At 71.4% G+C, this 25717-nt stretch carries 23 protein-coding genes; 14 read left to right on the top strand and 9 right to left on the bottom strand.

Annotated elements, in window-relative coordinates; all coding sequences use genetic code 11:
• Positions 1–56: 56 nt before the first annotated feature.
• Together CMC5_RS38765 and CMC5_RS38770 are read left to right on the top strand one after the other, a co-directional pair.
• On the top strand, positions 57–323 hold the full coding sequence (locus CMC5_RS38765; protein WP_050435116.1) for an acyl carrier protein: 267 nt from the start codon (positions 57–59) through the stop codon (positions 321–323).
• Positions 320–2131, top strand: coding sequence for a fatty acyl-AMP ligase (locus CMC5_RS38770; RefSeq protein WP_050435117.1), 1812 nt, complete (start codon positions 320–322; stop codon positions 2129–2131). The genes CMC5_RS38765 and CMC5_RS38770 overlap by 4 nt, the downstream gene beginning before the upstream one ends.
• A gap of 132 nt (positions 2132–2263) precedes the next feature.
• Here CMC5_RS38770 and CMC5_RS38775 read toward each other — a convergent pair whose 3' ends face one another.
• Positions 2264–3661, bottom strand: a complete 1398-nt coding sequence (locus CMC5_RS38775) for a CehA/McbA family metallohydrolase domain-containing protein (protein ID WP_050435119.1) — start codon at positions 3659–3661, stop codon at positions 2264–2266.
• Between the two features lie 167 nt (positions 3662–3828).
• On the opposite strand from CMC5_RS38775, the gene CMC5_RS38780 reads away from it, so the two are divergent.
• Complete coding sequence (locus CMC5_RS38780; RefSeq protein WP_050435120.1) at positions 3829–4446, top strand: glutathione S-transferase family protein; 618 nt, start codon at positions 3829–3831, stop codon at positions 4444–4446.
• On the opposite strand, the gene CMC5_RS38785 is transcribed toward CMC5_RS38780, so the two are convergent.
• The 5 genes from CMC5_RS38785 to CMC5_RS45485 all read right to left on the bottom strand — a co-directional run bounded on the left by CMC5_RS38785 (position 4409) and on the right by CMC5_RS45485 (position 7421).
• Positions 4409–4846 (bottom strand): response regulator, encoded by a 438-nt coding sequence (locus tag CMC5_RS38785; protein WP_245678119.1) that lies wholly within the window; start codon positions 4844–4846, stop codon positions 4409–4411. The two genes, CMC5_RS38780 and CMC5_RS38785, sit on opposite strands and share 38 nt — an antisense overlap.
• A complete protein-coding gene (locus CMC5_RS38790; protein WP_050435121.1) occupies positions 4843–5220 on the bottom strand; it encodes a response regulator in 378 nt (125 codons plus the stop codon). Before CMC5_RS38790 ends, CMC5_RS38785 begins: the two co-directional genes overlap by 4 nt.
• 15 nt (positions 5221–5235) lie before the next feature.
• Positions 5236–6129 carry a sensor histidine kinase gene (locus CMC5_RS38795; RefSeq protein ID WP_082363222.1) on the bottom strand — a complete coding sequence of 298 codons (894 nt, stop codon included), beginning with the start codon at positions 6127–6129 and terminating at the stop codon, positions 5236–5238.
• A gap of 368 nt (positions 6130–6497) precedes the next feature.
• Entirely contained in the window at positions 6498–7181 is a 684-nt protein-coding gene (locus CMC5_RS38800) for a diacylglycerol/polyprenol kinase family protein (protein WP_050435123.1), read from the bottom strand.
• 36 nt (positions 7182–7217) lie between these two features.
• A complete protein-coding gene (locus CMC5_RS45485; RefSeq protein WP_156339195.1) occupies positions 7218–7421 on the bottom strand; it encodes a hypothetical protein in 204 nt (67 codons plus the stop codon).
• A 53-nt stretch (positions 7422–7474) separates the two neighbouring features.
• Between CMC5_RS45485 and CMC5_RS49330 the strand changes: the two genes are divergently transcribed.
• From CMC5_RS49330 to CMC5_RS38845, 8 genes are all read left to right on the top strand, one after another.
• Complete coding sequence (locus CMC5_RS49330; RefSeq protein WP_425394846.1) at positions 7475–7852, top strand: glutathione binding-like protein; 378 nt, start codon at positions 7475–7477, stop codon at positions 7850–7852.
• Positions 7853–8033: 181 nt separating this feature from the next.
• Positions 8034–8201 carry a hypothetical protein gene (locus CMC5_RS45495; protein WP_156339197.1) on the top strand — a complete coding sequence of 56 codons (168 nt, stop codon included), beginning with the start codon at positions 8034–8036 and terminating at the stop codon, positions 8199–8201.
• 13 nt (positions 8202–8214) lie between these two features.
• Positions 8215–9921 (top strand): proteasome accessory factor PafA2 family protein, encoded by a 1707-nt coding sequence (locus CMC5_RS38815; RefSeq protein ID WP_050435126.1) that lies wholly within the window; start codon positions 8215–8217, stop codon positions 9919–9921.
• A 36-nt stretch (positions 9922–9957) separates the two neighbouring features.
• The gene (locus CMC5_RS38820; protein ID WP_050435127.1) at positions 9958–10938 is read left to right on the top strand and encodes an aldo/keto reductase; all 981 of its coding nucleotides are present in this window, start codon (positions 9958–9960) and stop codon (positions 10936–10938) included.
• Positions 10928–11716: a phytanoyl-CoA dioxygenase family protein gene (locus CMC5_RS38825; protein ID WP_082363224.1), complete on the top strand. Its 789-nt coding sequence runs from the start codon at positions 10928–10930 to the stop codon at positions 11714–11716. The genes CMC5_RS38820 and CMC5_RS38825 overlap by 11 nt, the downstream gene beginning before the upstream one ends.
• Positions 11717–11721: 5 nt before the next feature.
• Positions 11722–14091: an ATP-binding protein gene (locus tag CMC5_RS38830; RefSeq protein WP_050435128.1), complete on the top strand. Its 2370-nt coding sequence runs from the start codon at positions 11722–11724 to the stop codon at positions 14089–14091.
• A gap of 73 nt (positions 14092–14164) precedes the next feature.
• The gene (locus CMC5_RS38835; RefSeq protein ID WP_050435129.1) at positions 14165–15775 is read left to right on the top strand and encodes an alpha/beta fold hydrolase; all 1611 of its coding nucleotides are present in this window, start codon (positions 14165–14167) and stop codon (positions 15773–15775) included.
• 599 nt (positions 15776–16374) lie between these two features.
• Complete coding sequence (locus CMC5_RS38845; RefSeq protein WP_050435131.1) at positions 16375–17442, top strand: hypothetical protein; 1068 nt, start codon at positions 16375–16377, stop codon at positions 17440–17442.
• Between the two features lie 60 nt (positions 17443–17502).
• Here the strand turns inward: CMC5_RS38845 and CMC5_RS38850 are convergent, their stop codons facing one another.
• On the bottom strand, positions 17503–18819 hold the full coding sequence (locus CMC5_RS38850) for a radical SAM protein (RefSeq protein WP_050435132.1): 1317 nt from the start codon (positions 18817–18819) through the stop codon (positions 17503–17505).
• Positions 18820–19462: 643 nt separating this feature from the next.
• On the opposite strand from CMC5_RS38850, the gene CMC5_RS38855 reads away from it, so the two are divergent.
• The 3 genes from CMC5_RS38855 (at position 19463) to CMC5_RS38865 (ending at position 22537) form a co-directional block, all read left to right on the top strand.
• A complete protein-coding gene (locus CMC5_RS38855) occupies positions 19463–20248 on the top strand; it encodes an enoyl-CoA hydratase/isomerase family protein (RefSeq protein ID WP_050435133.1) in 786 nt (261 codons plus the stop codon).
• Positions 20249–20390: 142 nt separating this feature from the next.
• A complete protein-coding gene (locus CMC5_RS48230; protein WP_179955503.1) occupies positions 20391–22121 on the top strand; it encodes a serine/threonine-protein kinase in 1731 nt (576 codons plus the stop codon).
• Between the two features lie 86 nt (positions 22122–22207).
• On the top strand, positions 22208–22537 hold the full coding sequence (locus CMC5_RS38865) for a hypothetical protein (RefSeq protein WP_218920182.1): 330 nt from the start codon (positions 22208–22210) through the stop codon (positions 22535–22537).
• Between the two features lie 25 nt (positions 22538–22562).
• Here the strand turns inward: CMC5_RS38865 and CMC5_RS38870 are convergent, their stop codons facing one another.
• The gene (locus CMC5_RS38870; protein ID WP_050435135.1) at positions 22563–24950 is read right to left on the bottom strand and encodes a protein kinase domain-containing protein; all 2388 of its coding nucleotides are present in this window, start codon (positions 24948–24950) and stop codon (positions 22563–22565) included.
• A gap of 85 nt (positions 24951–25035) precedes the next feature.
• Complete coding sequence (locus CMC5_RS38875; RefSeq protein WP_050435136.1) at positions 25036–25584, bottom strand: hypothetical protein; 549 nt, start codon at positions 25582–25584, stop codon at positions 25036–25038.
• Positions 25585–25717: the final 133 nt, after the last annotated feature.

Genomic DNA, 25717 nt, shown 5'->3' on the forward strand with positions numbered 1-25717 from the left:
CGCTACGCACGGTCCTTCCTCTCCTCGCCTCGCCCGAGTTGCGCTAGAGGCGCCCCATGACGTGGACGAGGGACAACGTGAGGGCCGAGCTCATCGAGGTGCTCAAAGGCCATGCCCCCGGTGACGTGGAAGTCACGGACGGCAGCCATCTCGTGGGTGACCTGAGCATCGACTCGCTCGGGGTGATGGAGGTCCTCGCCGACCTCGAGGACAAGTTCAAACTCACCATCCCCGACGACGCGCTGCGCGAGGTCGAGACGGTGGGTGACGTGGCGAAGGCGATCGAGACACGCCTCCAGAGCGACGGAAGGCTCGCAGGATGACGGCCGACTGGAAACCGCGCACCGTCGCCCAGGCCATCGAGGACGCCGCCGTCAGCACCAAGACCGGCTTCCGCTTCCTCGAAGAGTCGTCCGACGCCGAGCCCTTCTTCACCCACGCCGGCATCGAGCGCGCCAGCGCCCGCTTCGGCGGCGCACTCCAGGCACTGGGGCTCGTGAAGGGTGACCGGGTCGCCCTGATCCTCCCCGACAACGCCGACTTCGTCTTCGCGTTCCTCGGCGCCATCCGCGCCGGCATCATCCCCGTCCCCATCTACCCGCCCACGGGCCTCGGCAAGCTCGCCGGCTACCTGGAGAACACCCTCCACATCGTCGAGAAGAGCGGCGCGAAGGTGCTCCTCACGAACACCGAGATCAAGCGCATGCTGGGCACCATCCAGTCCCAGGCCACCGCGCTCGAACAGGTCGTCGCCGTCGAGCCCCTGCGCAGCGCGCGCGAGGACCTCCGCCCGGCCAAGATCGAGCTGTCCGACCCCTGCTTCCTCCAGTTCACGAGCGGCTCCACGTCCCGCCCGAAGGGCGTGATCCTCACCCACGACAACCTCGCCGCGAACGTGCGCGCCATCATGCAGCTCGGCCTCGGCGTCACGAACAGCGTCGACAGCGGCGTCTCGTGGCTGCCGCTCTACCACGACATGGGCCTCATCGGCTTCGTGATGGCGCCGCTCTACCACGTCAACACCATCACCTTCCTGCCGCCGCTCCTGTTCCTGAAGCGCCCCGCGCGCTGGCTGGAGGCCCTGAGCCGTTACAAAGGCAGCATCTCCTTCGGCCCGAACTTCGCCTACGCCCTCTGCGTCAAGCGTGTCCGCGAGCAGGAGATGGAGGGCCTCGACCTCTCGAACTGGCGCGTCGCCGGCTGCGGCGCCGAGCCCATCCGCGCCGAGAACCTGCGCGCCTTCGCCGACAAGTTCGCGCGCGTCGGCTTCAGCGAGAAGGCGTTCGTCTGCTGCTACGGCATGGCCGAGAGCACGCTCGCCATCTCGTTCAGCCAGGTCCACACCGGCGTCATCACCGACAACGTGCGCGGCGAGGCGCTGTGGGCCGAGGGCAAGGCCATCCCCACCCCTGGCGACGAAGGCGACGAGGGTGCCATGCCCATCGTGCAGTGTGGCAAGGCGTTCGAGGGACACGAGATCGGCGTCTTCGCCGCCGACGACGAGGAAAGCGCGCGCCCCCTCGGCGACCGCGAGGTCGGCGAGCTGCGCCTGCGCGGGCCCAGCGTGACCCCCGGCTACTACAACGAGCCCGAGCTCACCCGGAAGGCCTTCGCCGGCGGCTGGCTCAAGACCGGCGACCTCGGCTACCTCGCCGACGGCTACGTCCACATCTGCGGACGCTCGAAGGAAGTGATCATCGTCAACGGCCGCAACTACTACCCGCAGGATCTGGAGTGGGAAGCGGGCGCGGTGCAGGGCGTGCGCAAGGGCAACGTCATCGCCTTCGGCACGATGAAGCCGACCAACGACCGGGAACGGGTGGTCATCGCCTTCGAGACCAGCGTGACCGCGCCGGCCGAGAAGCAGGCCCTCCAGAGCGAGGTCCGCAAGGCCGTGCAGCAAGGCCTCGGCCTCACGGTCGACGACGTGATCGCGCTCGCCCCTGGCGTCCTGCCCAAGACCTCGAGCGGCAAGCTCCAGCGCGCCAAGACGCGCGAGCTGTACGAGACCGGCGAGCTGCTCGGCCGGACGTCCGCCCGCGAGGTCGACAAGCTCGATCTCGCCAAGGAGCTGGCCAAGAGCCAGCTCGGCTTCCTCCGTCACGCGATCTTCGGCCCCAAGGACCGCTGATCCCACCCGGCGGCGAGGTCCACGGGCCTCGCCACCTCCTCCCAGCGCTCACGCACCATCGCCTGACAGCCGCGCGCCACCGGCCGACGGTCACACGCCATCGACCGACAGCCTCGCGACATGCGCCAGCGGCTACTCGATGTAGATCGGGTTCGACAGCAGCCAGAGGTAGGTCTTCACGTAGTTCGCCGGCGCAGGGCCCAGGTAGTGCGCCAGGTGGTGCGGCACGATGCGCACCTCGACCCGGTGCGGCCCGGGTGACGCGGAGGCGACGTCGATCGTCGCGCCCTCTCCGACCACCTCGGTCCCGGTGGGCGTCACCCGGAGCAGCCGCATGGTGATCTCGGGCGCCTTCACCGCGGGGTCCGGATCGAGCACCGTGGGCGCCTGGACGTGGATCGAGGCGCCGGCAGGCAGCGCGCCGCCCATCTCCACCGTCTCGCTCCCCGACTTCGCGTGGAAGTCGAACCCCGAAGGGATGCCCAGGATGTCGAACGCGACGTAGCTGCGCCCCTCGCGCAGCGCTTCCTTGAGCGCCCAGACATCCGGCTCCGCGCTCCCCACCGGCAAGAGCATGTTGTTGGAGAACCAGCGCATCAGCCGGCGGTAGCTGTCGCCACGCTCGTTGTCCCGCATCGAGGACGCGAAGGAGTTCTGGTGGACGTCGGTCCCGGCCGTGCCCGGCATCCGCCGCACGCGCAGCATCTCGTCCCACAGCTCGAAGTAGCGCGGCAGCTCCTGGAAGAACCCGAGGAACGCCAGGTCCGGCTCCGGCTCGTCGTCCCCTCTCTTGCTGAAGGGAAGGATCTCCGCAATGGCGCCGAACGAGTCCAGCCCGAGCCATTCCTCGCGGATGTCGGGATCGATCGAGGCGTGCAAGTTGAAAATCTCGATGGCGTCCACCGGCGCCTCCGCAAGCTGCTGCGAGGTGTGCGACTCGGTGTGGGGCATGATCACCAGGCCCCCCGCCGCGCGCATCGCATCGGCCGAAGCCGCGTCGCTCCCCCGGTAGAGGGTCCTGCGCTCCTCGGGATCGTCCGCCACATGCCGCTCGAGGCCCACGGACATCAGCGCGTTCTCGTGGCCCACCGTGATCAGCACCCGGCGACCGTCGTCACACGCGAGGCGGTTCCCGGCAAGAGCGCCGGCGGGTGACCGCACCGCCTCGTCCTTCTCTCGCAGGAAGAACAGATCCTCGAAGGGAGCCTCCTCCATGAACGACGGATGATCCGTGAGGAACACGAAGTCCACCCCCGCCTCGCAGACCCCACGCCGGAGATCCGCGGCGCACGCCGCGTTGATCGCGCCATTCTCGTCGATGCCCTCGTCGTCGCAGGCGTCGTGCGAGTACGGCGAGTGGCTGTGGATGATGCCGCGGAAGGGCCGGAACCCTCGCGCTTCGGGCAGCGCCGCGCTGGATGCCCCGAGCCGCTCCCAGGCGCGTGGCGTGGCGGGCGGGGTGGGCGCCTCGGCGTCGTTGCTGGCGCAGCCGAGGAGGAGGACCGCGGCGAGCAGAGGGAATGAGCGCATGAGCGGAGTATAGGATCCCGGCCGTCGATTGCGGCCCCCAACGTCACGGTTCCCTCGCGCGTCGTTCCGGTCTACTCCGCTCCCTGCGGTGGAGAAGGGGCCCGCCGGACGCGCCGGCCCTCGGCTTCGCGACACCGCAAAACGAGTCCGTTGCAAGGAGGGTATCGATGAAGGTCTACAGCCACCCTGGGAGCACCTGCGGCCGCAAGGTCATGACCGTTCTCGCCGAGAAGGGGCACGAGGTCGAGTTCGAGCTCGTGGACATCATGAAGGGCGCGCAGAAGAAGCCCGAGTTCCTCGCCCTGCAGCCCTTCGGCGTCGTCCCCGTCCTCGACGACGACGGCTTCGTCCTCTACGAGTCGCGCGCCATCATCCGCTACCTGGACCAGAAGCTCCCCGGCGTCGCGCTCACGCCCTCGGATGCGAAGGACCGGGCGCGGATGGAGCAGTGGTTCAGCGTCGAGCAGTCCTACGTCTCGCCCGCGGCCATGAAGATCATCATGCAGGCCCTCTTCGCCCCCATGCAGGGCCGCGAGCCCGACCAGAGCCTCATCGAGGCCGGCAAGGCCGACCTGACCCGCGGCCTCGACGTGCTGGAGAAGGCGCTGAACGGGCAGGAGTACCTCGTCGCGAGCGGCTTCTCCCTCGCCGACATCACCTACATGCCCTACTTCGCGTACCTGTTCGCGGCGAACGCTGGCGACCTCATCACCGCGCGCCCGAACGTGAGCGCCTGGTGGTCGCGGATCAGCGCTCGCCCGTCGTGGAAGAAGGTCGCTGGCTGAGCTGCTGCATCGCCTCGATGCGCGACAGGAGCCGGTCGAAATTCACCGGCTTCCCCTCCCACCCATCCACCCCCGCCCGAGCGCACCGGCGCTCGGCCTCGGGCGTCACGTGCGCCGTCAGCGCGATGACCGGGATGCCCCGCGTCTCCGGCGCCGCCTTGAGGCGCTCGGTCGCCGCCACGCCGTCCAGGACCGGCAGGTTCAGATCCATGATCACCAGGTCCGGGCGGAGCGCGCCGGCCATCGCCACCCCCTCGGCCCCGTCACGCGCCCAGGCGACCTGGTAGCCGCGCCGCCGCAAACGACGGACGAGCATGTCGCCGCTCATCTCGTGGTCCTCCACGAGCAGGACGCTGTAGCGCCGCCTCCCTGTGGCCTCCGGGGCGGGCACCCGACTCACCCGACCGCCCGCAGCTCGAGCACGACCCGCACCGCGGCCACCACCTCGTCGAGCGGCGACGACTTCGCGATGTACCCCTGCACCTTCAGGCGCTCGGCGAGCTTCTGGAGGTCCACGGTGTCCATGCTGCTGCACAGCACGACCCGGAGCCGCCGCAGCGACTCGGTGTCGCGGATGAGGTGGACCAGCATGCGCCCGTCCAGCGCTGGCATGAGCACGTCGAGCAGGAGCGCGTCGTAAGCCCCTCGCTTCAGCTCGTCGAGGGTGCCGAGGGGCCCATCGCGCATCGTCACCGCGAAGCCGGCCCGCTCCAGCTTTCGCTTCATGATCTCCCCGAACGAAGGGTCGTCATCGACGATGAGGATGCGCTCCATGCAAGCTCCGGGTGCCTAGCCGCTCGGCGCGACCAGGGGTTGAGGGACGGCTTCATCGGCGCCTCCCGTGGAGTTCTCGACGCCACCGCGCACCAGGGGCTCGGCCGAGGGAAAGGCGAGCACGATCGTGGCCCCGGCTTGCACCTGGAAGCTGCCGCCCAGGAGCTCGCACAACCGGCGAGCGAGCAAGAGCCCCACCTGGGCCCCCGCGTGCAGCCGCGCCCCGGACCAGCTCGGGTGACTCTGCTGCTGGGCGCGCGCCGACGGTGGACCGACATCCTCGGACCGGAGCGCCGCGCCATGCGCCTTCGCCGCGGACGCGACGCTCCCCGGCGCATCCAGGATCATCTGGATCGCCACCCGCACCTGCGGCGACGTCGCCGGGGTCGTGACGTCGATGCTCACCGTCCCCGGCCCGCTCAGCTCCGCGATGCTCTGGACGGCGCAGGACAGGCACTGGCGCAACCGCGCCGGATCCGCCACCACCTGCCCCACGTCGCCCGCGCAGTCGAACAGCACGTACTGCCCACGCGCCTCGAACTCCGGCGTCACCGCGGAGACCACCTCGGCGAGGGCCGCCGAGAGGACCTGAGGTTCCGGCGCGAACTCCACCCGCCCCACCTCCACCTTGGCCAGATCGACGAGGCGGTTGATCAGATCCAGGAGCTGCCGACCGCTCATCCGGATCTGCTCCAGGTCGTCGACCCAGTCCTCCTGGTTGGCGTCGCGCAGCTCTTCCTGGAGCAGCTCGCTGTACCCGATGATGGAGTTGAGGGGTGTGCGCAGGTCGTGCCCGAGCGTCGAGAGCAACGCGACGACGGGCGCCGCGCCAGCGACACCAGTGCGAGACGGCGCAGCGGCAGCTGGTGAGGTCGTGCTGGGAGTGGGTTCTGGATGCTGGGTGCGCACGTTCCTCGGTCACGGAGCGCGCCGTGGCGATGGGTGCCCAGCACGACGCCGAGAGCACCGATGATGCAATGCCGGAAGGCAGCTCGCCAGCGAGCACCACGCACGCCGTCGTCAGCATGCTGGCGTCTGGACGGCGCGCGCATGTCCCGCTCGCAATCGTCTCGTGCGGCTGCGCGCGTGTGCGCCGCTCAGGCGACGAGCGACCTTCGTTGCACCACATGGCCCCCTGCCACGGAGCAACCCATCACCGCGTCTACTTCCGCCTTCGCCGACAGGACGGGTCACGCCCTGCACGGCGACGCGGAGGGCAGGCCCTCCATGCCGCGGAGACGACGCCTCCATGAGGCGTCACCCCCACCGTGTGCAGCTCACACCGCGGGGAGCGCGAGCCCTGCGGCCGACACGGCGGCAGCGACGGAGACGGGGATCGTGAAGTTGTCGTCGAGCCGCGTGGAGACCAGCTCGGCCACCGCGCCTGCCACGGCCCCCGCGACGGCCAGCAGCATCATCGACGGGAAGGGGAGCGGGTGGAAGATCGCGAGCGTCGCCATCGCGACCAGCGCGCCCGCCACCACGAAGCCCATCGTCCCTTCCAGCGAACGGCCCGTGCGCAAGCGCGTGCGCCCGAAGCGCCGCCCGATGAAGCCTGCCGCAGGATCGGCGAACGCCAGCACCACCACACCCAGCTCCGCCGCACGCAGCGGCGCGATGAGGGCGAGGCCCACGAGCGCGGTGAGATACCAGGTCGACGAGTTCACCTGGTGACGCTCGTGCGGGTGCGCGACCTGCGAGAAGACCCGCATCAGCGCCCGGTTCACCGCGGGGCTGCGCCGGCGCAGAAACTCCATCGTCCACGCCCACGTCATGAGCCCGCCGCTCACCCCCACGAGCCAGGTCCGGTCGGGCAGGAGCCGGAGCATCGCCAGCGCCACCATCCCGGAGGCGACGTGGAACAGGCTGCGCGTCATGTTCTCGGCGCGCACGGGGCGGGGCGTGGCGGGGGCGACCTCGTCGCTCAGCGCGGAGAGGTCGTAAGCGGAGTTCGACGACACGGGCGCGCAACCTAGCGCCGAGGTGGCAGGAGAGGTTCAGTTTTTGGTCATTTTGATGGCGGCCACGCTGCCGCGGCGCGTCAGCCGTACCGCATCGGCGGGCCTGATCGGCTTGTCCTCGCCCACGCGAACGAGCACCCTGGCCGCCGCCTCATGACCTTGACGCTGCACGATCTGGCCTGTGTCGACGATCGCCGCCCCAGCCCCTTCTGCTGGCGAATCAAGTTCGCACTCGCGCACAAGCGGCTCCCCTTCGACGCCCGCCCGGTGGGGTTCACCGGCATCCGGGGGCTCTGCGGAGGCGAAGGCCTGTTTTCGATCACACGCTCCCCGAGGACCGGGACGACTTCCGCGCGAGCCGGGAGAAGCGCTTCGGGACCACGCTGGAGGCGCTTCACGAAAGGCGCGAAGCGCAGCGCGGGGCGGCGCGGGAGCGCTTCGCCCCGCTCCGGCTGACGCTCACCGTGCTGAAGCAGCCGTTCCTCTCGGGTCACGAGGCCGGGTACGCCGACTTCATGGTCGCCGGGGCGCTGCTCTGGGCGGCGTCGGTCGCCACGATGCCTCTGCTCGAAGCGAACGATCCGGTCGTCGGCTGGTTCGAGCGGGTGCGCGACCTGTGCGGAGGAGCGGGCCGGACCAGCCCGACCCACGACATCGTGCAGCGAGAGTGAACCGGCGTACCTGTCGCGTGCCAGCGGATGCGGCAAATTCCCGCAGCTTCATCGCGTCACGGACGCGGCTTTACCGCGTCACGAGAGCGGCTCTACCGCGTCATCGGAACGGCGCTGCCGTGCTGACGGACGCAAAGCTCTGGAACGATCGCGGCACAGCTTCGTGATAGCTTCCCAGGTCATGCAGTCGTCGAAGTTGCAGGCCGTCAGGAAGCTCGACATCCAGGAAGCACGCCCGAGCGACCGGGAGGCGCTGCACGAGGCGCTGCTGCGAGAGATCGCGGACGACGCGCGCATCGCGCCGGAGCGCTACCTCCAGGACAGCATCGTCCCCGAAGGCGGCGAGTAGCAGCGCGCGGTCGATGCCCCGCCTCCTCGGACTGGAGACGGAGCTGGCCATCCGGTTCACGCCGACGGGCGAGCCCGCGAGCGCGCGCCCGGGCAACAACGTCATCTATCAAGCCCTCGCAGACTCCGTGGCAGCGCTGGTGCAGACCCAGCCTGGCGAGAGCCATGGCGTCGAAGAGTCTCGCCTCTTCACGGAGAGCGGCGCCTCGATCGCCTACGAGGTGTTCCCTTACGCGCCCAGCGCCGGGCTCGTCGAGGTGGCGACGCCCGAGTGCGACGAGGCCGGGCAGCTCGTCTGTCATCAGCGCGCGATCGAGGCGCTCTTGCTCCAGGCCATCCCGGACGCCTCGCGACGGCTCTCGGCCCTGGGCTTCGAGGGCGAGTTCACGCTCCTGAAGAACTGCCGTGACGCCGAGGGGCACATCTATGGCGCTCAGGAGAACTACGAGGTCGAGATCGCGCGGGGCGCCTGGCTGTGGGTCTACCGGGTCGGCCTCGTCCTGCTCGCGCCGCTGGTGCTCGTGGAGGCCATCCTGTTCTGGGCCTTCGTCGTCGTGCTGGTCACCGCGATGCTCCTGGCGATGCTCGGGCTCCTGATCGCCGCGCGCGTGATCCCGCGCTGGCGCGAGCGAAACCTGGTGGACGAGCTGCTCGCCGAAGAGAACCCGGCCCGGGACCGGAAGCTCCGGGAAGCGGTGCGGGTGCTCGACAAGGTGCTGATCAATCCCGGGATCCTCCTCTCGGCGTGGCTGATCCGCGTCGCTGGGTTCCGGCGCGAGCGGCGTTCGGCCCTGGGATTCCTGGTTTCGCGCCCCATCCTCACCGGCGCAGGCTCGCTGGAGGCGAACGGCGACTTCGGCCTGAGCGAGAAGGGTCCAGCGATCCGGGCGGTGATGCGGTCGAAGGCGGGCCCGGACAACCGACCGCTCATCGACACGGGGAACCTCATCAAGGACGCGACGGGGCCCCTCCGTGCGCGCCTGCGGCCGTACGTGAAGCTCTTCCGGGCCCGCCAGCGGATGCAGCTCGGGCTGTCGGACGCGAACGTGGCCCAGGTCGCGGAGTTCTTGAAGGTGGGGGTCACCTCGCTGGTGCTGGACATGGTGGAAGCCGGAGCGCTCTCGGACGCGCCTCGTCCTGCGGATCCGATCGCGGCACTGCACGCCATCTGCGCCGACCCGACGCTCAAGGTGCGGGTGGCGATCGTGGGGGGCGAGCCGATGAGCGCCCTGGAGATCCAGCGGGCGTACCTCGCGAAGGCGCGCGCGTTCGTGCGCACGTCGCCCACCACCTCGCTCGGCGCGCACCAGCTCCTGCGCCTGTGGGGGGACGCGCTCGACGCGCTGGAGGAGGATCCGGCGCAGCTCGTGGGGGCGCTCGACTGGGTGACGAAGCGCACGCTGCTCGAAGGCTGCGCGCCGGACGCGGCGTTCGCGGTGCAGAAGAAGATCGACCTGCGCTACCACGAGCTGGGGAGCGGCTACTTCGCGCGCATCGAGCGCGCAGGGCTCGCCCGGCGCGTGGTGAGCGACGAGGAGATCACCACCGCCATCCGCACGCCGCCGGCCTCGACGCCAGCGCGGCTGCGCGGTCAGCTCGTCCGCGAGCTCGCGGGCGAGCGGCTGCCGGTGCGGGTGTCCTGGGACTCGGTGCGCATCGGCGGTCGGCTCGGCGGGAAGGTGATCCCGCTGCGAGGACCGCGCGCGCGGCCACGTCGCTGACCCGCAGCGTGCCGTGAGGGTGTACACTCGCGCATCATGAGTGGGTCGGGAACAGGTGGGGGCGTCGCGCGACGGCAACCGGGAGAGCCGCCGCTCCTCATCGTGGGTGCGATGAATTTCGGGGGACGGACCACCTCCGCCGAGGCCGAGCGCATCGTGAGCCGCGCGCTCGAGCGAGGGCTCATCGCGTTCGACACGGCGAACTCCTACAACGACGGCGAGAGCGAGCGGATCCTCGGACGCGCCCTGCGCGGGCGCCGCCACGAGGTGCACCTCGCCACCAAGGTGGGCCTGCGAAGGACGCGAGGGCGCGCCGAAGGGCTGAGCCGCGAGCGGGTGCTCCAGGCGATCGACGAGAGCCTGACGCGCCTCGGCGTCGACCACGTGGACCTCTACTACCTGCACGCGCCCGATCCGGCGACGCCCGTCGAGGAGACGCTCGACGCGATCAACACGATCCTCGACCAGGGCAAGATCGGCAGCTTCGGGGTGAGCAACTTCGCGTCGTGGCAAGTCCTGGAGATGATCCAGCGTCAGGACGCGGGAGGGCGCGCCCGCGCCGCGGCCTCCCAGGTGCTCTACAACCTGCTCATCCGGCAGCTCGACGTCGAGTACGCCGCCTTCGCGCGGCGCTACCCGGTGCCCACCGCCGTCTACAACCCGCTGGCTGGCGGCCTGCTCGCCGGTCGCTACGAAGGGCAGCCCGTGCCGCCCTCCGGCTCCCGGCTGGATGGCAACCGCCTGTACCAGCGCCGCTACTGGACGGAGCGGATGCTGGAGCTGGTCGCGGCCTACCGGGCCGTCGCCGCCGAGGCGGGGATGAGCTTGCTGGAGCTGTCGTACGCCTGGCTCGCGCGGCGCGAGGTGGTCGACGCCATCCTGCTCGGGCCGGCCACCGTGGAGCACCTGGACGCGGCCATCGACGCCTGCCAGCGCCCCCTCCCCGCCGACGTGGAGCGGCGCATCGAGGGCATCCACGCGGAGCACATCGGGACCGACGCCACGTATGCGCGGTGACGACTGGCTCGTCGACGAGCCCGCACGCGACGTGGAAGGAGCGATCGCCCACTTCGCGGAGCGCGGGTACGCGCGGCTCGGGCGGGCGCTCTCGGACGAGGGCCTCGCCGCCCTGCGCGCCCGCTGCGAGGACCTGATGCTCGGCCGCGTCGTGTGGCCAGGGATGTTCTTCCAGCACGAGTCGGCGAGCGGCAAGTACGAGGACCTGCCGTACGGCAAGGGCTACGAGGGCCCGAGCCTCGACTACCGCAAGCTGGAGAAGCTCGAGAAGGATCCGCTGTTCTTCGCCTGGATCCAGAACCCCTTGTTCGAGCGGGTGGCGCGCGCCGTCATCGACGGTGACGTGGTGATCTACCGGGCCACGCTGTTCAACAAGCCGGCCTGGGGCGGGTCACCGCTGCCCTGGCACCAGGACGGCGGCAGCTTCTGGGGGCTGGACCGTGAGCCGGTGCTGCAGATCTGGACGGCGCTGGACGACGCGCCCCTCACGGGCGGCTGCCTGGAGGTGGTGGAGGGGAGCCACGCCGCCGGGCTGGCGACGCCGCTCGGAGGCGTCATCCCGGCCGAGCACGTGCGGGGGAAGGACGCCGAGGCGCGCGCGGTCCCCGTCCCTGCCCGCGCCGGCGAGGTGCTGCTGATCCACAACCACCTGTGGCACCGCTCGCGGCCGAGCCAGACCGGCCTGCCACGACGCGCCTTCACCATCTGCTACATGAGCGCGGCCACGCGCTGCCTGCGCAAGCGGCGTGCCCCGCGCGAGTTCACGCGGGTGTTCTAGGCGCGGTGGCCGCTCGATCCGGAGTCTCGGCGCGGCTCGGGCCCCGGACCTCGTTCGTGGGACGAGAGGCCGAGCTGGCGGACCTCCGCGCCCGCTTCGCCGCAGGAGATCGGCAGATCACGCTGCTCGGCCCCCCCGGAGCTGGCAAGACACGCCTGGCGGAACGCTTCGCGGCCAGCGAGGAACGCGTGGTGCGCTGCGCACTGGCCGGCGCACGCGCGCCCGACGATCTGCTCCGCGCCCTCGCGGGAGCGCTCGACGTGCCGCTCGGTGCGGAGGAGCGAGGTGTGACGCGCCTGGGTCGCGCGCTCGACGCGCTGGGCGCGGCGCTGGTGGTGCTCGATGGTCTGGAGGACCTGTCGAAGGCGTCCATCGCCACCGTCGACGCCTTGCTCGACGCGGCACCGGACGCGCGATGGCTCTGCACCTCCCGGCATCGCCTCGGCCTGGAAGGGGAGTCCTGTGCGCTCGTCGGAGGCCTGCCGCCGCCGGATGCGCAGGCGCTGTTCCTCGCGCGGGCCAGGCTCGCGGGCCGGACACGCGCCCTGGACCCGGGCGAGGTGCCCCTGCTCGAGACCCTCCTTCAGCGCCTGGATCATCTCCCGCTCGCCGTGGAGCTGGTCGCTGCGCGCGCCGGAACGCTGTCGCTGCGACAGCTCCTCGACGCCTTCGACCGGCGCGTCGATCTGCTCGCTGGCCCTGCGACGGCGTCCGGCGCGAGGCCCCAGAACCTGCGGAGAGCCATCGAGGCCTCGTGGGAGCAGCTCTCGGTCGACCAGCGCCGCACCTTGAGGTGGGCAGCGGTCTTCGAGGGCCCCTTCTCGCTGGGCGCAGCGGCGGCCGTCCTGGGACCGAGCGAGGAGGCCGCGCTCCAGGCGCTCGACGCCCTCCGTGAACGCTCGCTCGTCCGCGCCGAGGAAGCCGAGACAGGCGGGGGCGAGATCCACTTCTCGCTCTACGCGGTGATCCGGGCTCACGCCGCCGAGAAGCTGGAGGAGAGCGGCGAGCGGGAGGACGCCGAACTCGCCCACGCGCACCACTACGTCACCGAGGGGACCCGGCTCGCCACAGCGCTCACCGGGCGCAGGCCGCGCGAGGCGCGCGACGCCCTCGCCCGGATCCTGGAGCAGGTGCTCTCGGCCCACCGCCGCATGCGCGCCATCCAGCCCGTCCTCGCGGTCGAGGCCGCCCTCGCCGCCGAGGCGCTGCTCGCATCGAGGGGCCCGGAAGAGACCTGGCGTTCCACCCTCGACGGCGCCCTGGACCTCGCCACCGCGCTCGACGAGCCCAGGCTCCTCTCGCGCGTGCTCTTCGCGCGCACCAGGGCGTTCGGCATGCGCGGTCTCTACGCGGAGGCGCGGCGCGACGCCGAGGGCGCCCGGATCGCGGCGCAGCGCGCGGGCGACGCCGGCGCGGAGGCGCGCGCCGTCTACGGGGTGAGCTTCACCCTGCGAGAGTCCGGCGAGGACCCGAGGCGCGCGCTCTCGCTGGCCGAAGAGGGGCTCGCCCTCGCCCGGCGCGCAGGGGACACGGAGGCGGAGGCGTGGTGCCTCGGCAGCGTCGCCGCCGCCGCGGCAGCGTGCCACGAGGGCGACCTCGCGCTCGTGCGCCACGAGGAGGCGCTCGTGCTCCTGCGGCGCCTCGGTCATGTGCGTGCCCTCTCCATCGGCCACGGCAACCTCGCCCTCGCCCTCGAAGCGCAGGGCCGCTTCGAGGAGGCCCGCGCCCACCACCTGGAGGCCCTGGAGCTGGCCGAGCAGTGCGGCGACGAGACCTTGCACGGCAAGATCCTCGGGGCCCTCGCGCGCCAGGAACACGCCGCGGGCCGCCTCGCGGAGGCCGAGGCGCACCTCGCGCTCCTGGAGACCTCGGTCCGACGCACCGGCGACCGAGAAGGCATGGCCCTGACGCAGATCGAGCGCGCCCGCTGGGCGTTCCTCGGTGGGGATCGCGAGGCGGGCTTGCGCGCGCTCACCCGGGCGCACGCCATCACCCTGACCCTCGACGCCCCGCGCCTGCACCGGGAGGTCGAGGAGGCCCGCGCCCTCGGCCACGCCGGCCTCTCTCCCCTGCGCGTCCATCCCGGAGGCGACTGGTTCGAGCGCGCGGGCGTCGGTCGCGTGGACCTCTCCCGTCGTCGCTCCCTGCGCCTCCTGCTCGCCGCCCTCATCGACGCCCACCCCCGAGGCCACGCCCTCTCCGCAGAGGTCCTGCTCCAGGCCGGGTGGCCCGGAGAGTCCGTCCACCCCGAGGCCGGCGCCCAGCGCGTCTGGACCGCCATCCGCACCCTCCGCAAGCTCGGCCTCGCCAGCGTGCTCGTCCAGCGGGACGGCGGCTACGCCCTCGATCCTGCCATCCGCCTGACGCTGGGTTGAGCGCGCGACACCTTCAGGATCTTTCAGGCCGGCTCCGTGGGCGCGCCCGCGCAGCGCCGATACCGCCTGGGGGATGCTGTCCCGATCCTCGACCTGCGCCCTCCTGACCTGCACCCTCGCCTTCCTCCCCGCCTGTGCGGGTGACCCGGAGCGGCTCGAAGCGCCGCTCGACGCCCCCACCCCCACGCCGCAGCCCGGCCCCGAACCGCCGGCTCCCCTCCAGCTCACCTGGAGCCCCTGCGATCTCTTCAGCGGTGGCGCGGGTGACGGCACCGCAACCTGCACCGAACTCGAGGTCCCGCTGACGTGGGACGACCCTGCTGGCCGGACCCTCACCCTGTTCGTGAAGCGCCTGCAAGCCACGGCGCCTCGTCGGGGTGCGCTGCTCCTGCTCGACGGGGGTCCTGGGGGCGGCAGCGTCGGGCCTGAAGGCGTCGCGCACGACCTCGCTCAGCGCGACCCGGGTCTCGACGTCTACCTCCCTCATCACCGCGGCACCGGCCTCTCCACCAGGCTCTCCTGCGCTGGCGATGCCCCTGGCTCCGAGAGCGGCGTCCTGATCACCGACGCCGAGTGGCCCGCCTGCATCGACGAACTCCAGCAGCAATGGGGTGCTGGCCTCTCCGCCTTCAACACCACCGAGGCGGCCCGCGACCTCGGGGCCCTCGTCGCCGCCATCCAGGCGGAGCACCCGGAGGAGCAGACCTTCGTCCTCGGCAGCTCCTACGGCACCTACCTCGCGAACCGCTACCTGACCCTGCACCCCGATCAGCCCACCGCCGTGATCTACGACTCCATCTGCCCGCCCGACGCCTGCCACCTCGACGAGTTCGACGTCCTCTACGACCAGGTCGCCACGGAGTTTCTCGCGCTGTGCGGTGCCGACGCGACCTGCTCGTCCCACCTCGGCCCCGACCCGCGCGCGCGCCTCGCCACCTTGTACGACGCCCTCGACGCGGGCCACTGCCCCGCGCTGGGCGACCGCGGCGTCGATCGTTCCCTGCTGCGGAAGGTGCTCGGCATCCTGCTCAACGACTGGAACCTCCGCCTCGCCATCCCTGCCGTCATCCGCCGCGTCGAGCGCTGCTCGAACGACGACCTCACCGCGCTCGACCACCTGCTCGACCTGCTCTCCAGCGATCCTCAGACGCCGTCCCCCTTCCTGACCGCGTGGTCCTTCCCCTTGCAGAACAACATCCTCTTCTCCGAACTCTGGAGCGCACCGCCGCCACCCGTGGCCGACATCCTCGCCGCCGCCGAGGCGACGCTGATCTCTCAGGGCACGACCCTCCAGGAAGCGGACCTCTTCACCGTCTGGCCACGCTACGAGCGCGACGCTCATTTCGGCCAGTGGGCCAGCACCACCGTTCCCCTGCTGATGATGAACGGCGACCTGGACCCGGCCACCCCCATCACCCTCGCCGAGCGCGTCGCCGATCACCACACCGCCCCGGGTCAGACCTTCGTCCGCCTCCCCCGCTCCCCTCACGGCGTGCTGACCGGCAGCCCGATCCACCCGAACGGAGAGACCTGCGGCACCGCCCTCCTCCTCGCCTTCCTCGCCGACCCTCACGCTCCGCTCGATACCTCCTGCAAAGATCAGGTCCTCCCCCTGAACTTCGCCGGCGCTCCCTGGCTTGCTCAGGCCCTCTTCGGCACGAGCGACTTCTACGGACTCCCTTGAGCCTTGCCGCGAGAAGGGGACATCGCGGCATCCCCCTCCCCTCTCGATGACGTCGACCGGGGTCACCCCCTCGTCCTCCCGGGACATGCCGTCGTCATCGCATGGCACGCCCTCGTGACCCGGCGACGCGACCGCGACGTCCCGGAAGTCGAACGCGACATCCCGGAAGTCGAACGCGACGTCCCCGAAATCGAACGCGACACCTCCCAGGTCGAACGCGATCACCCCGAAGCCGACCACGACCTCCAGGACCTCGACGCCGTCCTCCCCTCTCCCGTCCTCGTCCTCGCGGACATCGACACCGACGGCCAGGGTCACGGGTGCGCCTTCCTCGGACACGCTGTCGACGTGCTCCGAGCCGTGGTCGTGATGCCCCCATCACGACCACGTGATGCCCCCTCACGATCGCGGATTCCTCAGGGAGGCCATCGGCCTGCCGTCGAGCCGAGCACGTCGAGGGTCGAAAAATGCGCGTGGGTGCCTTGACGGGCCTCGGTCTCGTGATCACCTCGTAAGGGTGCGCCGGTCGCCCGGTCGGCGCGCGCGATGACCTACCCGACCCCCACCTCCGGGGGTCCACCCCTTTCCGCGAGGTGTCCGTGGCGATCCGTCCTGCCGTCCCCTATGGCGGCCCCTTATCCATCGACCTCCAGCGGTTCGAGGGGGTGCTCGTCGACCACAACCAGGGCGCGCTCCGAGGGATGCGCCGGGAGCAAGAGGGCTTCGCCGACGTCGAGACCGAGCTCGAGCGCGTCGTGCCCTTGCTCGGGGATGCGCTCGGCGTCGCGGCGCCCGTCCACCTCCGCATCGCGACGAGGACGGCGCTGCTCAAGGAGCTGCGCGAGGTGAAGCACCACGTGGACAAGCTCGCCGAGGTGCTGGCCGAGACCGAGGCGTCGCTGGAGAACGAGCGGGAGACGGACATCGGGCTCATCGCGTCGATGGCGCGGCTCGTGGCGCGCCGGAAGGACCCGTCCGTCCTCGCGCTGTTCCAGCACACCATCCGCTACAACAGCCAGATCTCGCTGCGTGGCGCGAAGACGCGGCGCAAACGAGCCGCAGAGGCCGCCGCCGCAGCGCTGGCGAGGGAGGAGGCGCGCCAGGTCGAGGCGGACGGTTCGGCGCTCGGCGAGAGGCCGCAAGCAGGTGATGAGGAGATCCGCGCCGAGGTGTCGAGGATCGCGCGGCTCCAGGGGGAGAAGATCAAGGCGGAGAAGATCAAAGCCGAGGTGACCGAGGCGAAGGTGGAAGCCGAAGCGAGCGAAGCGACGCCGATCGAAGCCCGCGTTGGCGACGCAGCGAAGATCGAGTCCGAGGTGAACGAGGCGAAGCAGGCCGAAGCCCGCGCGGGCGATGCGGTGTCGGTCGAAGCCGAAGCAAGCCGTGCGCAGGCGGTCACCCGAGGAGAGAGCGACGCCGAGCGCTCCAGCACCGAAACGATCCGCAGGGCATCTGCGAGCTCTGGCGGAGACCTCCCAGCCTCGGGCAAGCGGCGCCTCGGACTCCCTTCGAGTTCCCGCGGGCAGATTCTCGCAGCGCTACGGACTTTGCCTCCCGAAGCGCTGATCGAGCTGGCCGTCCGGGCGAATCTGAACACGGCGCACGAGCCACGGACTGGGCGCGAGCTGGGCAATCGACCTCCAGGCCCTGCGGTGCCGCCGGATTGACCTCGGGTCGCGCTCGGTGCGCCATCGGCGCCCTCCTGCGCGCCGTCGTCTCAGCTCAGCTCAGGACGACGACCCCGACGCCGACATCGACCAGCCGGCGCTCGAGATCGACGCGCGCCCTCGGAAGCTCCGACCGAGCGCCTTCGCCACGCCAGGCAGGGTCCGCATGAGCAGCCGCGGGCGCCGCCGCAACAGCTCCCACGCGGCGTGCTCCCAGCCCGCCTTCAGCGCGCTCGTCGTCCCGGGGGCCTCGATCTCCAGGGCCACCGGCAGCGGGCCGCGCCCTCGGCCAGCCTGGCGGGATGCACCGCGCACCACCGACCATGCGATCCCCAGCTCGCGCACGTGCGCAGCGAGCGTCGCGCTCTCCTCGTCGCTCAGGTCACGGCGCACCGTGAACAGGCCCATCGCGGCGACGCCGAGCGCGCGCAGCACACCAGCAGCGCGTCGGTTCCGTGCGGCGATCACCGGGTCGAGCAGCATCTCCAGGCCGTCGGCCTCGCCCAGATCGAAGGTGAGGATCACCGCGGCCAGCCCGGCGTCGCGCAGCGAGAGGATGAGGTGAGGCAGCTCCGCGATCTGCTCCGGAGACGCCTGGGCAGCCCAGTATTTCTGGACGTCACGGCGCAGCATCGCCTCCGAGAGCTGCGCCAGACGCAGCGGATCGACGAACAGGTCTTCGTCCAGGAACACCACGAAGTTCTCGGGGATGATCTCCAGCCGATCGCAGATGGTCTCGGCGCTCATCCGCTGCACGGTCCGTCGCCCGCGCGAGGTGCGCATGGCGGCTGCGGGCTGCGCCACGGCGAAGAAGTACTGCGAGCGCTCCGCGGTGAGGAGGTGTCGCGCAGGCGGCGGGAGCGTGTCCAGGGACACGGACGGGCGCACGGCGGTCTCTCGCATCACGCCGTCCTCGCCACGGAAGCGGAGACCGGCGATCGCGTTCAAACGGGTGCGGGCGCCGCCGCTGCCGAGGTGCGCGAGAAGCTCGCGCAGCGCGCCTTCGGGATCGACGGTCAGCGCGACGTCGGTGGTCGGCTCCTCGCTGGAGAGCACCTCGCCCTCGGGCGCCACGAGCACCGTCGTGCATCCACCGCCGAGCAGGCCCTTCGCCACACGCAACACCGCCGATGCCTCGGCATGCTCACCCGGGGCCGGCGCCACGAGCACGAGATCGGGGCGAAACAGACGGACCACGGGACCCAGGGAGGATCCGCCGCTGATGCGCAGATCGAGGATGCGCACCTCGTGTGGAGTCGCCACGGCGGCGAGCGACGTGAGCGCCACGGGCTCACACAACCACGCCAGCCGGCTGGGGTCCGGGCGACCGGACCAGGAGAGCGCCGCCTGAACGAGGAGGATCTTCAATGGCTTCATCCCTTCACCCCCGCACATCGATTCAATGGGTAGCGATCCCTCCCCGCCCGGGCGGCCGACTCCCGTGTGCACGACTCGCCACTTCGAAATGCCAGAATCCAAGCATTTCTGCTGCGCACCGGGCCCACCCCCGGACACGGCCATCAGCGCGCTCCGGGACGGGGAAGGGAGCTATCCATAAAGTGAAAGAGGCATCCCCGTCAACGATTGCCGAGGCATCGATCCCCGCAATCGGGCATCTCGTGGACGAAGAATGTCACCCCTGCAGATGACCGGAAATCGCCATTGAGATGGTGCCATGTCGTCGCTGTCACCAGGGGTGTCCAAGTCGTAATGGTCTGCGCGTCGCCGAGGGCAACGGGGCCCCTCTCTTTGCGCGACGGAGGATCGCCCAGCGCCGCAACGAAGCGCGCTCAGCGCTGCAACGAAGCGCGCTCATCGCCGCAACGACGTGCGCTCGGGTTCGCGACGAGGAACGCTCAGCGACGCAACAGAGCGACGCCACAAAAGGAGAACGGGACGAGCGGAGCGCCTTCTCCTACCCCTGAATGACGGCATCCAGGGGTAGGATGCGCGCCATGTGCCTTGCACCGACGGCGTCGAAACGGCTCGGACGTGCAGGGCAACCCTCTCTGGAGCCGATATGCCGATCCAACGCACGCAGCATGATTCCGTCGCCGTCCTCGCGCTCGAACTGGGACGCAGCAACGCCATCAACCAGGGGTTCATCGACGCGCTGAACGGCGCCCTCGACACGCTGGACCAGGATCCAGCGGTCCGGGGCCTGGTGATCACCGGGCAGGGGCGCGCGTTCTGCGTGGGGCTGGACCTCATGGAGGCCACCGCGCTGGACCAGCCCGCGCTGGAGCGGTTCGTCGATGCGTTCGATGCGCTCTTCGAGCGGGTCGCCAGGTTTCCATGGCCCGTGGTCGCGGCGGTCAACGGGCACGCCATCGCGGGCGGATGCCTGCTGGCGATGGCCGCAGACTACCGGGTGATGGCCCAGGGGCCGTACCAGATCGGGGTGAACGAGGTGGCGCTGGGGATCCCGCTGCCGTCGGCGTCGTTCGAGGTGGCGCGGCGTGGCATCCCGGCGGCGGCGTGGCCGGAGGCGCTGTTCCAGGGGCGGCTCTACCGGACGGAGGAGGCCCTCGCGGCAGGGCTCGTCCAGAAGGTCGCCGAGCAGGATGTACTCGCGGAGGCGATCGCCGTCGCAGCGCGGCTGGCGGGCGGCGCGCCCGAGGCGCTGAAGACGATGAAGGCCGATGTCATCGCGCCGATGGTGGCGTCGGTGGCGGCGCACCGGGAGGCGCGGCGCGAGCGCTTCATCGCCTGCTGGAACACCCCCGAGGCGCGAGCGCGCATCGGGCGGGTGCGCGATCAGCTCGCGCGCAAGGCCAGTGGACCGAAGGAGGGGGCCACGGGCTGAGACGCGCGTATCGGGGGAGCAGCGCTCGCACCGCTCGGGGGCAGCGTTCGCATCGCTCGGGGGCAGCGCTCGCATCGCTCGACGGCTGCCCCCCATCGCTCGACGGCACGCTCTGCGCTAGGGTCCTGAGTCCGACGGACCCATGGAAGATCTGCCCAGCAGCCTGCGCGACGGACGGTACGCCGTGGTTCGCCTCCTCGGTGAGGGGGGCCAGGCGTCCACGTTCGAGGCGGTGGACAAGAAGGACGGTCAGCTCGTCGCGCTGAAGCGCTTCCGGGTGCGGGGCGCGAAGAGCTGGAAAGAGGTCGAGCTGGCCGAGCGGGAGGCGCGGGTGCTCGCTTCGCTCTCGCACGGTGGGCTGCCTCGGTACATCGAGCACTTCGAGGAGGGCGGCGAGCTTTTCCTCGTGACGGAGCGGATCGCGGGCGAGAGCGTCGCCGCGGTACGGAAGCGAGGGCCGATCGGCGAAGAGGAGGTGATCCGCTTCCTGCACGATGTGTCGTCGGTGCTCGACTACCTGCACGGTCAGCACCCGCCGGTGGTGCACCGGGACATCAAGCCGAGCAATGTGCTCCGGCGGCCGGAGGGGTCGTTCGTGGTGATCGACTTCGGGTCGGTGCGCGACAAGATGAAGCCGGAAGGGGGGAGCACGGTGGTGGGGACCTTCGGCTACATGGCGCCGGAGCAGTTCCAGGGGCGGGCGATGCCGGCGTCGGATGTGTACGGGGTGGGGGCGACGGCGCTGGCGATGCTGACGGGGCAAGAGCCGGAGGCGCTGCCGCACCGGGGGCTGGGGATCGACGTGGGAGCGGCGCTCGGGCCGCGGGTGAACCCTGCGCTGGCGCGGGCGCTCGCCTCGATGCTGGAGCCGGATCCGGATCGGCGCGCGGACCGGGTGGCACCGCTGCTCGCGGGGCTGCCTTTGAAAGCCGCGGGGAGGAGCGAGGGGCGCGCGCGCACGGGCTGGGAGAGTCCGGCGTGGTCGCCGCACGGGGAGCGCGAGGGGAGCGCTGGGAGCGCTGGGAGCGCTGGAAGCGCTGGGAGCGCTGGGAACGCGGGGCGGGACTGGCGGGAGGCTGGCGCGGCGGGGGCGAAAGGGGCTCCGCGAGCGGGCGATGGCTGGGGGGAGCTGGAGGAGAGCTTCAACGCGCTGGGGGATGCGTTCTCACGGGTGGGTCGCGAGATCGCGGGGCAGGTCCACGAGCATGCGCGCCGCGTGCAGGAGCAGGTGCGGGAGCAGCACCGGGTGCAGGGGGGAGGCCGCGAGGGGTCACCTCAGCGCGTCGAGGAGGAGCGGCGGCGCGCGGAGGACGAGCGGCGGCGCGCAGACGAGGAGCGCAAGCGGGCAGAGACGGAGCGGCATGCGGCGAAGCAAGAGCGCAGGCGGTCGGAGAAGCGCGAGGAGCACGGCCGCGCGCGCGAGGCGGGGTGGCAACACGCATCCGGGCACCCGCGCCAGACGCGCTCGCCCGGGGGGGATCCTCACTTGCCCGGCTTCGTGCGGGTGGTGGCGATCGTGGGGCTCCTGGTGGCGCAGTTCGCGGTGGTGGTGACGGTGCAGCTGATGGTCCCGCTCGTGCTGGTGCTGATGTCGCTGGTCTTCGGGAAGGCGTTGCGGGAGGCGGCGGCGACGACGTCGAGGGCCGGCAAGCAGGCCCGAGAGTCGCTCGAGGCGACGCGGAAGGCGCTCTCGCGAGGGGGACGGCAGGCGCGGTTCGCGTCGGAGGGCGCGGCGGGTTCGTGGGCGCATGGGCCGCGGGACCGCGTCGACGAGGGCGACCAGGCTGCGGCAGAGGCCGAGCAGGCGGCCGAGGAAGAGGCCGCCATGGAGGAGCGGGCACGGCGAGGGCGGCACGAGCAAGGGCGCTCCTGAGCACAGGTTCCGGGCGAGGAGGGTGATGGGCAATGGCAGCATTTCGCCCGCTTGCGATCGGGTGGTCGGATCACCAGAGACCAGGCATGAGCACCTGGGAGGTTCGATCGGTACAGCATCGGGATCGACGCGCCATGACGGCCGACACGCCGTGCGTGATGAAGCCCATCACGATGGACTCGACGGGGCAGCCGGCGAGTCAGCTCGGGCGGGTGGGAGACCGACGGCTGTGGTTGCAGTTCCCCGTGAACGGAGGCGGCGTGGCGACGACACGGGCGTTGCTCACACCCCTGGGAGAGCGGTTTCCAGGGGACGAGGTGCTGATCGCGACCGGGCAGGTCGATGCGGAGGGGCGCTCCCTCTGGGAGCTGTTCGAGGTGGCGTTCCCGATGGAGGAGCTGCGCGTAGCGTCATGAGCACGTTGACTCCGCGCTGCTGCGCTCATCGATAGCGACCGCCCCGGAAGGGGGGGAAGGGCGCAGGCGGAGGGAGCGGAGGAAGATCGGGCGAGGCGTCGGATTCGACGTCGGCGTCCGGTGGAGAGGCAAAGGCGCAGGTGCAGCCGTTCTCGCCGGTGCCACCACAGGCCAGGCGCTCGGCAGAACACGCGCCGATCCGGCACTGTCCCGAGACGCAGACGACGCTCGCCACGCCGAGGCCCGGGGCGCAGGAGCGGCCGCAGGCGCCGCAGTTGGCGGGGTCGCTGGCGAGGTCGGTCTCGCAGCCGTTGTCGACCTGGAGATCACAGTCGGCGCGGCCAGGCATGCATTTGCCGACGCGGCAGGTTGCGGCCTTGCAGAAGGCGTCGACCACGCCAGGGCCCGGGGTGCAGGCGTTGCCGCAGGCGCCGCAGTGCTCCTTGCTCTCTCGAAGGTCGGTCTCGCAGCCGTTGGCGAAGTAGCCGTCGCAGTCGTCGTGCCCCGGCGCGCAGCGGGTGACCTTGCAAGCGCTCGCCTCGCAGACGGCGGCGGTGACCCCCGGGCTCTTCGCGCAGGACTGGCCGCAGGCGCCGCAGTTGGCGCCGTCGGTGCGGGTGTCGGTCTCGCAGCCGTTCGCGGGCTTTCCGTCACAGTCCGCCCAGCCAGCGGCGCAGCGCTTCGGGATGCACTGGGCGCCTTTGCAGGCGTGCTCGTCGGCGTGATCGAGCCGGCATGCAGGCCGGCAGCGGCCGCAGCCGAAGGTCGGGTCGTGGATCCACTTGCAGTCGCCGTTGCACTCGAACTTGCCGTCTTCGCAGCGGGACGAGTGCGTGATGGGGGCGAGCGGCTCCTGCTCGGGAGGGGGATGGGAGGTGAGGGTCTGCTCGGGGGGTGACCACTCGGTGGGCGGGCTCGGCGCGCCAGAGTCGCTGGGGGTTCGCAAGAAACGCGCGCCGAGGGCGCCACCGACGAGGAGGGAGAGCGCGCCGAGGATGAGGGGCGTGCGTCCGAAGCGCGGGGGCGGCGGGAGCGTCGGCGGGAGAGCCGGGAGCGGGAGCTCCGTGGGCGAGAGATCCGGGGGCGGCGGGAGCGTGGGAGGCAGGGGGGCCGAGAAGTCGGGGCTCGCGTCCTGAAGGATCTGCGTCGAGCCCGGGCGGGCGTAGGGCGATGGGGGCTCCGGGGTGGCCGCTGGGTCCCGGGCGAGGAGGGGCGCGGACGCGCGGTGGTGCGCTGGGAACTCGGGGGCGGAGTGGCGCTGGTGGGGCGTGGGGTCGGGCGCCGAGTGGCGCTGAGGCACCGGGGTCTCGTGCAGCGCGTGGCGCTGAGGCACCGGGGTCTCGTGCGCGAGGGCGTGGTTCGATCGGGCCGCGACGGGCGCGCTCGGCGTGGGCTGCGAGATGCGGTGGTGCGCGTCACGCGCGAGCGCGGTGGAGGGGGGTGGTGGCGTGAACGCGAGGCTCTGGAGGTCGAGGGACTCGCAGAGGCGCTCGGCGAGGACGGCGACGGTCGGCGGGCGCTCGGTGGGATCGAGGTGGAGGCAGGCGCCGAGGGTGACTGCCCAGGGCTCGGGCATGCCGCGCTCCAGGAGCAGTTCGGTGGCGTGGTCGTACGGGTCGGCGTCGGCGTCGGCGAGGTCGGAGAAGGAGCGGCGGACGAGGCGCCGCGAGGCGTCGAGCGGGGCGCCGTGGCCAGGGTGGCCGGTGGCGAGGCCGTAGACGAGCATGCCCCAGGCGTAGGCGTCGGTGCAGGGCCCGACTTCGTGGAGGCGGCTCGCGGAGAGCAGCTCGGGCGGCGCGTAGCCCGGGGTGTGGGGCATGAGGGTCGCAGCGCGGAGGCGCTGGCCTTCGGTGCGGGCGGCGCCGAAGTCGATGAGCACGGCGCCGCGGCCAGGGCTGACGAGCACGTTCTCGGGCTTGAGGTCGCAGTGATAGACGCCGTGCGCGTGGGCGGCGTCGAGGGCGCCGAGGACCTGGAGGGCGATGCGGCGGACGCGGGCCCAGCGCGCCGCGTCGAGGGGGAGCGCCGCGGCGGCGAGCACGTCGTCTTCGAGGGTGCGGCCCGGGACGAGTTCCATGGCGACGTAGGCGGTGCCGCGCTCTTCCCAGGCGCCGTCGACGCCGACGACGTGCGGGTGGCGGACGTCGAGCAGGAGTGTGGCCTCGCGCATGACGCGCTCGATGAGGTGCGCGTGGAGCTCTTCGCGGTCGGGGTGCGGGAGAACGGCCCAGGTGGAGGTGTCGCGGTAGCAGGCGTCGGAGCAAGCGTGCTCCTTGATGACGACCTCGGTGCCGCCATCGCGCAGGTCACGGGCATGGTAGGTGATGGAGAAGTTGCTCCGCGCGAGCACGCTGGTGAGGCGGTAGCGACCGTGCGCGAGGAGCGTTCCCTCGGGCAGCGCAGCGATGGCCATCCGTCTCCTCCCTCACCCGTCCGTGGGCGGTGGCCACTGTGCCATGGTCGGGCGCGCAGCGTCCATTCGGTGGCGCCCGGAGCGCTCAGGTCGGGGCCGAAGGGATGCGGGCGATGGGGCCGAGGCGGCGCGCATCCTGGAAGCAGACGGCCATGACCGACGGCATTTCCGCGATCGTCGGAATCGCCAGGGTCGCGTTGCGGAGCGCTTCGTGGGCCGGGTCGTCGAGCGCCCAGGCGATGTGGTAGACGCCCCGATCGGAGCGCCCCACCTGCAGATGCTCCACGGGAGCACCGAGCAGGCGCGCACAGAAGGCGATGACCACGCCGGCGGCTCCCAGGGCCAGCGGGCCGCCCCGGTACGAGAGGGAGAGGTGGTGCTGGTGGGCCTCGTGCGGGCGTGAGCAGGTGTAGGCGAGGATGAGCTGCGCAGAGCTGACGAAGCTGTGGCGCTCGGGGTCGGGCTCGGCGAGGTCGGGTGGCGCGGAGAAGACCGCCTCTTTCAGCCTCGCGAGGCCGCCGCCCAGCTCGAGGAGGTGCTCGGGAGCCAGGAGGCGTCGGTATTTCCTCGCGCCGCGCAGCACCACGATGGCGATGAGCGCGACGAGGATCAATGCGGCGATGGCCCAGCTCACGATCGCTCTCCTGGTTCCTGCGTCGAGACGAGCGCCTGGACCGCGTATCGCACGTCGACGTGGATCGCCAGCTTCCTCGCACCAGCGGAAAGCTTTCAGACTGCTGCTCTCCGAGGAGGCCGAGCGCGCCGGG

Source organism: Chondromyces crocatus, assembly GCF_001189295.1.
Taxonomy (GTDB): domain Bacteria; phylum Myxococcota_A; class Polyangia; order Polyangiales; family Polyangiaceae; genus Chondromyces; species Chondromyces crocatus.

Coding starts and splice junctions, on each gene's coding strand:
- CMC5_RS38765 (WP_050435116.1), top strand. CDS start 57: ATGACGTGGACGAGGGACAACGTGAGGGCCGAGCTCATCGAGGTGCTC.
- CMC5_RS38770 (WP_050435117.1), top strand. CDS start 320: ATGACGGCCGACTGGAAACCGCGCACCGTCGCCCAGGCCATCGAGGAC.
- CMC5_RS38775 (WP_050435119.1), bottom strand. CDS start 3,661: ATGCGCTCATTCCCTCTGCTCGCCGCGGTCCTCCTCCTCGGCTGCGCC.
- CMC5_RS38780 (WP_050435120.1), top strand. CDS start 3,829: ATGAAGGTCTACAGCCACCCTGGGAGCACCTGCGGCCGCAAGGTCATG.
- CMC5_RS38790 (WP_050435121.1), bottom strand. CDS start 5,220: ATGGAGCGCATCCTCATCGTCGATGACGACCCTTCGTTCGGGGAGATC.
- CMC5_RS45495 (WP_156339197.1), top strand. CDS start 8,034: ATGCAGTCGTCGAAGTTGCAGGCCGTCAGGAAGCTCGACATCCAGGAA.
- CMC5_RS38815 (WP_050435126.1), top strand. CDS start 8,215: ATGCCCCGCCTCCTCGGACTGGAGACGGAGCTGGCCATCCGGTTCACG.
- CMC5_RS38820 (WP_050435127.1), top strand. CDS start 9,958: ATGAGTGGGTCGGGAACAGGTGGGGGCGTCGCGCGACGGCAACCGGGA.
- CMC5_RS38825 (WP_082363224.1), top strand. CDS start 10,928: ATGCGCGGTGACGACTGGCTCGTCGACGAGCCCGCACGCGACGTGGAA.
- CMC5_RS38835 (WP_050435129.1), top strand. CDS start 14,165: ATGCTGTCCCGATCCTCGACCTGCGCCCTCCTGACCTGCACCCTCGCC.
- CMC5_RS38850 (WP_050435132.1), bottom strand. CDS start 18,819: ATGAAGCCATTGAAGATCCTCCTCGTTCAGGCGGCGCTCTCCTGGTCC.
- CMC5_RS38855 (WP_050435133.1), top strand. CDS start 19,463: ATGCCGATCCAACGCACGCAGCATGATTCCGTCGCCGTCCTCGCGCTC.
- CMC5_RS48230 (WP_179955503.1), top strand. CDS start 20,391: ATGGAAGATCTGCCCAGCAGCCTGCGCGACGGACGGTACGCCGTGGTT.
- CMC5_RS38865 (WP_218920182.1), top strand. CDS start 22,208: ATGAGCACCTGGGAGGTTCGATCGGTACAGCATCGGGATCGACGCGCC.
- CMC5_RS38870 (WP_050435135.1), bottom strand. CDS start 24,950: ATGGCCATCGCTGCGCTGCCCGAGGGAACGCTCCTCGCGCACGGTCGC.